Consider the following 7,842-nt stretch of genomic DNA (forward strand, 5'->3'; position numbering starts at 1 on the left):
GTAGGTTGACCCGCGTTCGCGCGGCGATTTATGCCCTGAGCTGCTTAGTTGCGGCACATTTTTCTGGCCGGACTCTTACCGTCGGCGCGGTTTAAAACGCGGCATTGAACGCTCAGGCACCCAGTTGCGTGCTTAAAGAGAACACTGTTCGACGCGTGGTAATTAGCGTTTGCTAGGTTGTCGCGGGATAAGCCAGCGGCCAGCGCAATGGGGCACCGGCGGCGGAAGGGCACGGCATGCTGCAAAGAATCGCCCGAGTCGCCATCAGGGCGCCCCGCCGCATCATCGCGACCGGTGTGCTCGTTTTCATCGCGGCCGCCATCTTCGGTGTTCCCGTCGCCAAGAGCCTGTCGCCGGGCGGTTTCCAAGACCCGGACTCCGAGTCGGCGCACGCCATCAGCGTGTTGAGCGACAAGTTCGGGCAGAGCGGCCAGCAGGTGCTCATCCTGGTGACCGCCCCCGGCGGCACCAACAGCGAACAGGCCCGCAAGGTGGGCACCGACCTCGTCGACCAGCTGCAGAAGTCCCCGCTGGTCTACAACGTCTCCTCGCCGTGGACCCGACCTGCTCCCGTGCCCCCCGGCCAGCCCGACGACCTGGTGAGCCGCGACGGCAAGTCCGGGCTCGTCGTGGTCAACCTCAAGGGCGGCGAGAACTACGCCCAGAGCAACGCGCAGACGTTGGCGGACCAGTTCATCCACGACCGTGATGGCGTCACCGTGCGCGCCGGCGGCGCGGCGATGCAGTACGCGCAGATCAACACGCAGAACCAGGCCGACCTGCTGGTCATGGAGATGATCGCGCTGCCGCTGAGCTTCCTGGTGCTGATCTGGGTGTTCGGCGGCCTGCTGGCCGCGGCGCTGCCGATGGCGCTGGGCGCGCTGGCCGTCGTCGGGTCGATGACGGTGTTGCGCCTCATCACCTTCACCACCGAAGTCTCGATCTTCGCCCTCAACCTGAGCACCGCCCTGGGCCTGGCCCTGGCCATCGACTACACCCTGCTGATCGTCAGCCGCTACCGCGACGAGCTGGCCGAGGGCCACGACCGCGACGAAGCGCTCATCCGGACCATGGCCACCTCCGGGCGAACCGTGCTGTTCTCCGCGATCACCGTGGCGCTGTCGATGTCGGCGACGGTGGCGTTCCCGATGTACTTCCTCAAGTCGTTCGCCTACGCCGGCGTCGCGACCGTCGCATTCGTCGCGACCGCCTCGATCGTGATCACCCCGGCCGCGATCGTGCTGCTGGGCCCGCGGTTGGACGCCCTGAACGTGCGCCGGCTGGGGCGTCGCATGCTGGGCCGTCCCGAGCCGCTGCACAAACCGGTCCAGCAGCTGTTCTGGTATCGATCCACCAAGTTCGTGATGCGCCGTTGGGCGCCGATCGGCCTGACCGTCGTCGCGCTGCTGTTGCTGCTCGGGTATCCGTTCCTCCGCGTCACGTGGGGCTTCCCCGACGACCGGGTGCTGCCGCGGTCGGCGTCGGCGCATCAGGTGGGTGATCAGCTGCGCAACGATTTCGGGCACGACTCGGCGACGTCGGTGCCCGTCGTCATCCCCCACGCCGCCGGCCTGGGCCCGGCGGACTTCGACAACTACGCCGCCGATCTGTCGCGGGTTTCCGACGTGTCAGCGGTGGCGGCCCCCGGTGGCACCTTCACGGCCGGCAACCGGGTGGGGTCGCCGGCCGGGGCCACCGGGTTGCACGACGGCAGCGCCTTCCTGACCGTCAGCAGCACGGCGCCGCTGTTTTCCAAGGCGAACGACAACCAGCTTCAACGGCTGCACGAGGTGCCCGCACCCGCCGGCCGATCCGTCGAGATGGGCGGGGTGGCCCAGGTCAACCGCGACAGCGTCGACGCCGTGACCGACCGGCTTCCGTTGGTCCTCGGCTTGATGGCGGCGATCACCTTCGTGTTGCTGTTCCTGCTCACCGGCAGCGTGCTGTTGCCGGCCAAGGCGCTGGCGTGCAACTTCCTCTCGCTGACGGCGGCGTTCGGCGCGCTGGTGTGGATCTTCCAGGACGGTCACCTGGGTGCGCTCGGGACGACGCCCAGCGGGACGCTGGTGGCCAACATGCCGGTGCTGCTGTTCTGCATCGCCTTCGGGCTCTCCATGGACTATGAGGTCTTCCTGCTGTCCCGGATCCGCGAGTACTGGCTGGCGTCCGGTGCCGCCCGGCCGGCGAGGCCCACCGCGAAACAGGCCCACGCCGCCAACGACGAGAGCGTCGCGCTCGGTGTCGCCCGCACCGGACGGGTGATCACCGCGGCCGCGCTGGTGATGTCGATGTCGTTCGCCGCGCTGATCGCCGCGCATGTCTCGTTCATGCGGATGTTCGGCCTCGGCCTGACGCTCGCCGTGTTCGCCGACGCCACGCTGGTGCGGATGGTGGTCGTGCCGGCCTTCATGCACGTGATGGGCCGATGGAATTGGTGGGCGCCCAAACCGTTGGCGTGGCTGCATGACCGCTTCGGCATCAGCGAGGGCGGCGTCGAGGAAACCGTCGAATTCCTCGAGCCCGCTGAGGAACCCGTCGAGCTCCCCGGGCCGGTCGGCGAACCGGTGCCAAATTCCGTCTAACGCCGGCCGGTTCGTCGTTACGGACCCTATTGTGGGGCTCATCTGAGTCGGAAGGTTCACATACATATGACAACGGTGGTCGTCGACAACCCCTTCTTCGCGCGCGTCTGGCCAGTCGTCGCCACCCATGAAGCCGAGGCGATCCGGGCCCTGCGCCGGGAGAATCTGGCCGGCCTGTCCGGCCGGGTGCTGGAAGTCGGCGCGGGAATCGGCACGAACTTTCCGCACTACCCGGACTCGGTCGACGAGGTGATTGCGGTTGAGCCCGAACCGCGGCTGGCCTCGCAGGCCCGGGCCGCGGCGGAGGCGGTACCCACGCGCGTCGTGGTGACCGGCGAGACGGCCGAAGCGTTCAGTGGCGGCGAGCCGTTCGACGCGGTCGTGTGCTCGCTGGTGCTGTGCTCGGTGCGCGATCCCGGCGGCGTGTTGCGGCGCCTGTATTCGATGCTGCGACCGGGCGGGGAGCTGCGCTATCTCGAGCACATCGCCAGTGCCGGTGCGCGGGGCCGCTTCCAGCGTTTCGCCGATGCCACGCTGTGGCCGCGGCTGTTCGGCAATTGCCACACCCACCGCGACACCGAGCGCTCGATCATCGAGGCCGGGTTCGAAATCGACACGTCGCGGCGCGAATTCACGCTGCCGGCCTGGGCGCCAATGCCCGTCTCCGAGCTACTGCTCGGCCGCGCGCGCCGGCCCTGACGGCCGACCCGTCAGTTCAGCAGCGCCGGTAGCCGCTGCAGCAGACCGGGCAGAGCCTCGCTGGCCGTCTCACGCATGCTGATCGTCACGCTGCCCGACAACGGCGTGACCTCGGGATTGACCTCGATGACCGCGGTGCCCCGGGACAGCGCCAGCTCGGCCAGCCCGGCCGCCGGATAGACGATCGCCGAGGTCCCCACGACCACCATGACGTCGGCGGCCTCGGTCGCCTCGACGGCACGCTGCCACGGCTCGTCGGGCAGCTGCTCACCGAACCATACGATGTCGGGCCTGATCAGCCCGCCGCAGTGACATACCGGAGGCTCCACCTCCAGCGCCGGTTCGGCCATCGCGGGCAGCACACCGGAATAGCCCGTATCGCAACGCGCACAACGGAATTCGAACAGGCTGCCATGCAGATGGTGAACCGACCGGCTGCCCGCGCGCTCGTGCAGGTCGTCGACGTTCTGGGTGATGACGCTGACCTGGGCGTCGTCTTGCCAGGCGGCGATGGCGCGGTGACCCGCATTCGGTTGGACATCGGCGACCAGGTAGTGACGCCACAGATACCAGCCCCAGACTCGCTGCGGGTTGTCGCGCCATCCCTGGGTGCTGGACAGCTCGTAAGGGTCGAAGTGGGCCCACAATCCGTTCTTGTCGTCGCGGAAGGTCGGCACACCGCTTTCGGCGGAGATCCCCGCGCCGCTGAGCACCGCTACTCGCATCCCACCAAGATAGCCGGGGGTGGGGGATACTGAACGGGTGGAGCTGGGTGACTGGTTGAAGGTCGACATGAAGGCGGGTAAGCCGTTGTTCGACCAGCTCCGGACGCAGGTCATCGACGGAGTCCGGGAGGGTGCGCTGCCGCCGGGCACCCGCCTGCCGACCGTGCGGGACCTGGCCGGCCAGCTCGGCGTCGCCGTCAACACCGTGGCGCGCGCGTACCGCGAGCTGGAAAGCTCCGCCATCATCGAAACCCGCGGGCGCTTCGGCACTTTCATCGCCCGCTACGACCCGACCGACGCCGCGATGGCGGCCGCGGCGCGCGAGTATGTCCGGGTTGCGCGCGGACTGGGGTTGGACAAGGCCGACGCGGTGCGCTACATCGAAGCGGTGCCCGACGACTGACGCATGCTCCGCGAGCGTCGAAACCCGTTGGCGCACAGCTGTTTTGCTAGCGCCTGCTCAGCGCAATACCTTGTCCAGCGTGCGCAGGTTGCGCGTCGTGGTCGACGACTTGTACCGCGGCTTACCCATCGTCTTGCCGATGCGGCTGTCCAGCGTGCCGCCCTTGGGGACCTGCCAGTAGATGACGCCGTCGCCGCGGCGGATCTTCTCGTCGGGTCCGGCGTCCTTGCCCAACGCGGCGAGCTCGTCCAGCACGGCCGCGTCGGCGACGAACGTGATGTAGGACTGATAGCCGTCGAGCTCACGCTCGAACGGGTAGGCATCGACCACGGCGCGCACCGTGTCGATGTCGTAGGCCAGCACCCACGCGTCGTAACCGAACCGGTCGCGCAACACGGCCTCGGCCTTTTTGCGCACCGACGCCACGCCTGCGGTCGACTCCAGCAGCACGTTGCCGCTCGCCAGGATGGTCCGGACACCGGTGAACCCCGCCTCGGTCAGCGCGGCCGCCACCTCGGCCATCTTGAGGTTGACGCCCCGGACGTTGACGCCACGCAGGAACGCCGCGTACTTGGTCATGCCCCGATTCCACCAGGTCGGCCGCGCGACAAACATGCCGGGCCGCCCCGGCCGTCTGCGACGTAGGCTTTCGTCATGGGACGCCAAGTCTTCGACGACAAATTGCTGGCCTTGATCAGCGGACATTCCCTGGGGGTGCTGGCCACCATCAAGCGCGACGGGCGGCCGCAGCTCTCCAACGTGAGCTATCACTTCGACCCGCGCAGCGTGGCGATCCAGGTGTCGATCACCGAGCCGCGCGCCAAGACCCGCAACCTGCGTCGGGACCCGCGGGCCTCGATCCTGGTCGACGCCGACGACGGCTGGTCGTACGCCGTCGCCGAGGGCACCGCTGAGCTGACGCCCCCCGCGGCCGCGCCGGACGACAACACCGTGGAGGCGCTGATTGCGTTGTATCGCAACATCGCCGGCGAACACCCGGATTGGGACGAATACCGGCAGGCGATGGTCACCGACCGGCGGGTGCTGCTGACGCTGCCGATCTCGCACCTGTACGGCATGCCGCCGGGCATGCGGTAGCCGCGTCGCCTACTGAACCGTTTCTGCCAAACCGGGGCTAGGCTGCCCCCTATGGCTGAATCGAATGCCCGGCAGGGTTCCAAGTCGTCGGAGTCTTCCGGGACCGCCGGATCGCCCGGGTCGGACGACGACACCAAGCGCAGATTCCGCGAAGCCCTGGACCGCAAGATGGCGAAATCGTCGAGCGGGTCCGACCACAAGGACGGCGCCGGCAAGCAATCGCGCGCGCACGGGGCGGTGGGAAACCGCCGGGAGTTCCGCCGCAAGAGCGGCTGACTGTTTTGCGAAACATCCTGTGCGCCAAGGATGTTCGCGGGCCTCAGCCTTTTGGCGTGCTGAACAGGCCGATCGAAGGGTCGGCTTGGCCGGGTTGGCCGCGCAGGCTGCCGCGGGTGCTGGGGTGTTCGAAGTTCACTCGGGACGGGTCGTTTTGGTATGCCCAGTCGGCCACGATGGTGCGTTGACTGAATTTCCAGCGGCCGTCGTGTTTGGTGTACGTGTCCAGGTATCGTCCGCCGATGGTCACGTCGATGTCGTGCTCGGGGCCGGCGAAGGTGTGAAACACCAGGCAGTAGATCTCACCGCGCGCCGTGTCGCCGTCCACCACGAAGTTCGTGGTGGTGATGTTGTGTTGGGAGACACGCACATACGGTTCGGCCGCTTGTAGCTGCGCGATGAACTGTTCGACGCCGCCGGTCGAAAACGAGCCGTGCGAATCGGTCGCCTCGGGGTGGTACAGGCTGCGCAGCGTGTCGTAGTCGGCGCGGTCGACGGCCCGGCAGTAGGCGTTGACGAGCTGATGCAGCTCGTCGCGCGCCAGCATCAGTGCCAGTTTGTCCTCATCCACCACCACGCCACGATAACGCGGTCATCGCTGGTGAGTAGTCTTGCGACCTATGGGTCCCCGGTCCCAGGATGTTCAGCGGAAGGAAGATCGTTGACGGTGAAAATTTGCCTCGCTCAAGATCCTGAGGCCGACAGGCTGCTGGACGAGAGTCCCTTGGCGCTGCTCATCGGGATGGTTCTCGATCAGCAGGTTCCTTTCGAGACGGCGTTCGCCGGGCCGAAGCGGATCTTGGACCGGATGGGCAGCCTCGATGCCGCCGAAATCGCGGACTACGACCCCGACAAGTTCGCCGCGTTGTGCTCGCAAAGGCCTGCGATACACCGCTTTCCGGGATCGATGGCCAAGCGCATCCAAACGCTGGCGCAGATCATCGTCGACCGCTATGACGGCGACGCAGCCGGATTGTGGACCGCCGGCGACCCCGACGGGACCGAGCTGCTGCGCCGGATCAAGGGACTGCCCGGATTCGGCGATGTCAAGGCCCAGATCTTCTTGGCACTGCTGGGCAAGCAGTACGGCGTGACGCCGAAAGGCTGGCGCGCGGCGGCGGGGGACTTCGGCAAGGCCGGTGCGCACATATCCGTCGCCGACATCGTCGACGCCCAGTCGATGGGGAAAGTGCGCGCCTACAAGAAGCAGATGAAAGCAGCAGCCAAGGCGGCTAAGTAGCAGGTCCACAGAAGGGAAGGGCGACAACGTGAAGACACACATAACGTGTCCGTGCGGCGAAGCCATCGTCGGCAAGGATGAGGACGAACTGGTCGAGTTGACCCAGGCTCACCTCGCCAGCGCTCATCCTGGCCTCGAGTACGACCGCGACGCCATCTTGTTCATGGCGTACTAGCGCCCGCCTGACGCGAATGCGCGTGCCCCCCCGGTCGGGGGACACGCGCATTCAGGTGGCGAGACGGTGGCGGCGCCGGTCCGTTACGGCACCACCGTCGAACCGATGGTGGGCAAGAACTGGCACTGCTTTTCCTTGGTGGTGACCTGCCCGAAGATCGTCGACATGATGCTGCCCGAGCCGGTGTCGACGATCGCGCTCAAGGTCGTCGGGCCCTCCGGGTTGATGTCCGGACGCGGCTGGAGTGCGACGGTTCCCGACTTGCCGGTGGTCAGGTTCACCCAGGTGACGTTCAGCGGCAGCTTCTGCACCTCGGCGGGTCCCGGTGTGCCGACCGCGGTGAACACGTAGGCGGTCTGGCCGGGCCCCGGGCCGGGAGCGGGAATCTTGGCCGGCCCGGCCACCGACAACGCGGTGGCGATGGCGCTGGTGCCGTCCGCCAGGCAGTTGGAGCCGATCGACGGGTACATGAAGTCCTGCGTGGGCGGCGTGTCAGCGCCGAACCCCGGAGCGGGGCCCCCCGGGGGCGGGGGGGGGGGGGGGGGGGGGGGGGGGGGGGGGGGGCGGGGGGGGGGCCGGGGGCGGGGGCCGCGGGGGGCGGGCGGGGCGGGCGCGGGGGCGGGGGGCGGGCGGGGGCGCGGGCG

General features: G+C 68.0%; 11 protein-coding genes. 7 read left to right on the forward strand and 4 right to left on the reverse strand.

What is annotated here, in order from left to right; genetic code table 11:
* Positions 1–236: 236 nt before the first annotated feature.
* A complete protein-coding gene (locus A5732_RS10045; RefSeq protein ID WP_076102107.1) occupies positions 237–2,582 on the forward strand; it encodes an MMPL family transporter in 2,346 nt (781 codons plus the stop codon).
* Positions 2,583–2,648: 66 nt separating this feature from the next.
* Positions 2,649–3,281, forward strand: coding sequence for a class I SAM-dependent methyltransferase (locus A5732_RS10050; protein WP_064952454.1), 633 nt, complete (start codon positions 2,649–2,651; stop codon positions 3,279–3,281).
* An 11-nt stretch (positions 3,282–3,292) separates the two neighbouring features.
* Here the strand turns inward: A5732_RS10050 and A5732_RS10055 are convergent, their stop codons facing one another.
* On the reverse strand, positions 3,293–4,006 hold the full coding sequence (locus A5732_RS10055; protein ID WP_076102108.1) for an SIR2 family NAD-dependent protein deacylase: 714 nt from the start codon (positions 4,004–4,006) through the stop codon (positions 3,293–3,295).
* 37 nt (positions 4,007–4,043) lie between these two features.
* On the opposite strand from A5732_RS10055, the gene A5732_RS10060 reads away from it, so the two are divergent.
* The gene (locus A5732_RS10060) at positions 4,044–4,409 is read left to right on the forward strand and encodes a GntR family transcriptional regulator (protein ID WP_065056033.1); all 366 of its coding nucleotides are present in this window, start codon (positions 4,044–4,046) and stop codon (positions 4,407–4,409) included.
* A 57-nt stretch (positions 4,410–4,466) separates the two neighbouring features.
* Here the strand turns inward: A5732_RS10060 and A5732_RS10065 are convergent, their stop codons facing one another.
* Entirely contained in the window at positions 4,467–4,988 is a 522-nt protein-coding gene (locus A5732_RS10065; RefSeq protein WP_076053442.1) for a DUF1697 domain-containing protein, read from the reverse strand.
* Between the two features lie 75 nt (positions 4,989–5,063).
* On the opposite strand from A5732_RS10065, the gene A5732_RS10070 reads away from it, so the two are divergent.
* Both A5732_RS10070 and A5732_RS10075 read left to right on the forward strand, forming a co-directional pair.
* Positions 5,064–5,507 carry a PPOX class F420-dependent oxidoreductase gene (locus A5732_RS10070; protein WP_064952451.1) on the forward strand — a complete coding sequence of 148 codons (444 nt, stop codon included), beginning with the start codon at positions 5,064–5,066 and terminating at the stop codon, positions 5,505–5,507.
* A 51-nt stretch (positions 5,508–5,558) separates the two neighbouring features.
* A complete protein-coding gene (locus A5732_RS10075; protein ID WP_076053439.1) occupies positions 5,559–5,783 on the forward strand; it encodes a DUF5302 domain-containing protein in 225 nt (74 codons plus the stop codon).
* 43 nt (positions 5,784–5,826) lie between these two features.
* Here A5732_RS10075 and A5732_RS10080 read toward each other — a convergent pair whose 3' ends face one another.
* Complete coding sequence (locus A5732_RS10080) at positions 5,827–6,360, reverse strand: nuclear transport factor 2 family protein (protein ID WP_076053437.1); 534 nt, start codon at positions 6,358–6,360, stop codon at positions 5,827–5,829.
* Positions 6,361–6,450: 90 nt separating this feature from the next.
* On the opposite strand from A5732_RS10080, the gene A5732_RS10085 reads away from it, so the two are divergent.
* Complete coding sequence (locus A5732_RS10085) at positions 6,451–7,023, forward strand: HhH-GPD-type base excision DNA repair protein (RefSeq protein WP_076053435.1); 573 nt, start codon at positions 6,451–6,453, stop codon at positions 7,021–7,023.
* Positions 7,024–7,051: 28 nt separating this feature from the next.
* Positions 7,052–7,198, forward strand: coding sequence for a hypothetical protein (locus tag A5732_RS10090; RefSeq protein ID WP_064952447.1), 147 nt, complete (start codon positions 7,052–7,054; stop codon positions 7,196–7,198).
* An 83-nt stretch (positions 7,199–7,281) separates the two neighbouring features.
* On the opposite strand, the gene A5732_RS10095 is transcribed toward A5732_RS10090, so the two are convergent.
* Positions 7,282–7,842, reverse strand: a 561-nt coding sequence (locus A5732_RS10095) for an Rv1157c family protein (protein WP_436971816.1), incomplete at its 5' end; no start/stop codon positions are given.

This window comes from Mycobacterium colombiense (assembly GCF_001953985.1).
Lineage (GTDB): Bacteria > Actinomycetota > Actinomycetes > Mycobacteriales > Mycobacteriaceae > Mycobacterium > Mycobacterium colombiense_B.

Excerpts from the sequence above, each read along its gene's own strand:
- A5732_RS10045 (WP_076102107.1), top strand. The coding sequence starts at position 237 with ATGCTGCAAAGAATCGCCCGAGTCGCCATCAGGGCGCCCCGCCGCATC.
- A5732_RS10050 (WP_064952454.1), top strand. The coding sequence starts at position 2,649 with ATGACAACGGTGGTCGTCGACAACCCCTTCTTCGCGCGCGTCTGGCCA.
- A5732_RS10055 (WP_076102108.1), bottom strand. The coding sequence starts at position 4,006 with ATGCGAGTAGCGGTGCTCAGCGGCGCGGGGATCTCCGCCGAAAGCGGT.
- A5732_RS10065 (WP_076053442.1), bottom strand. The coding sequence starts at position 4,988 with ATGACCAAGTACGCGGCGTTCCTGCGTGGCGTCAACGTCCGGGGCGTC.
- A5732_RS10070 (WP_064952451.1), top strand. The coding sequence starts at position 5,064 with ATGGGACGCCAAGTCTTCGACGACAAATTGCTGGCCTTGATCAGCGGA.
- A5732_RS10075 (WP_076053439.1), top strand. The coding sequence starts at position 5,559 with ATGGCTGAATCGAATGCCCGGCAGGGTTCCAAGTCGTCGGAGTCTTCC.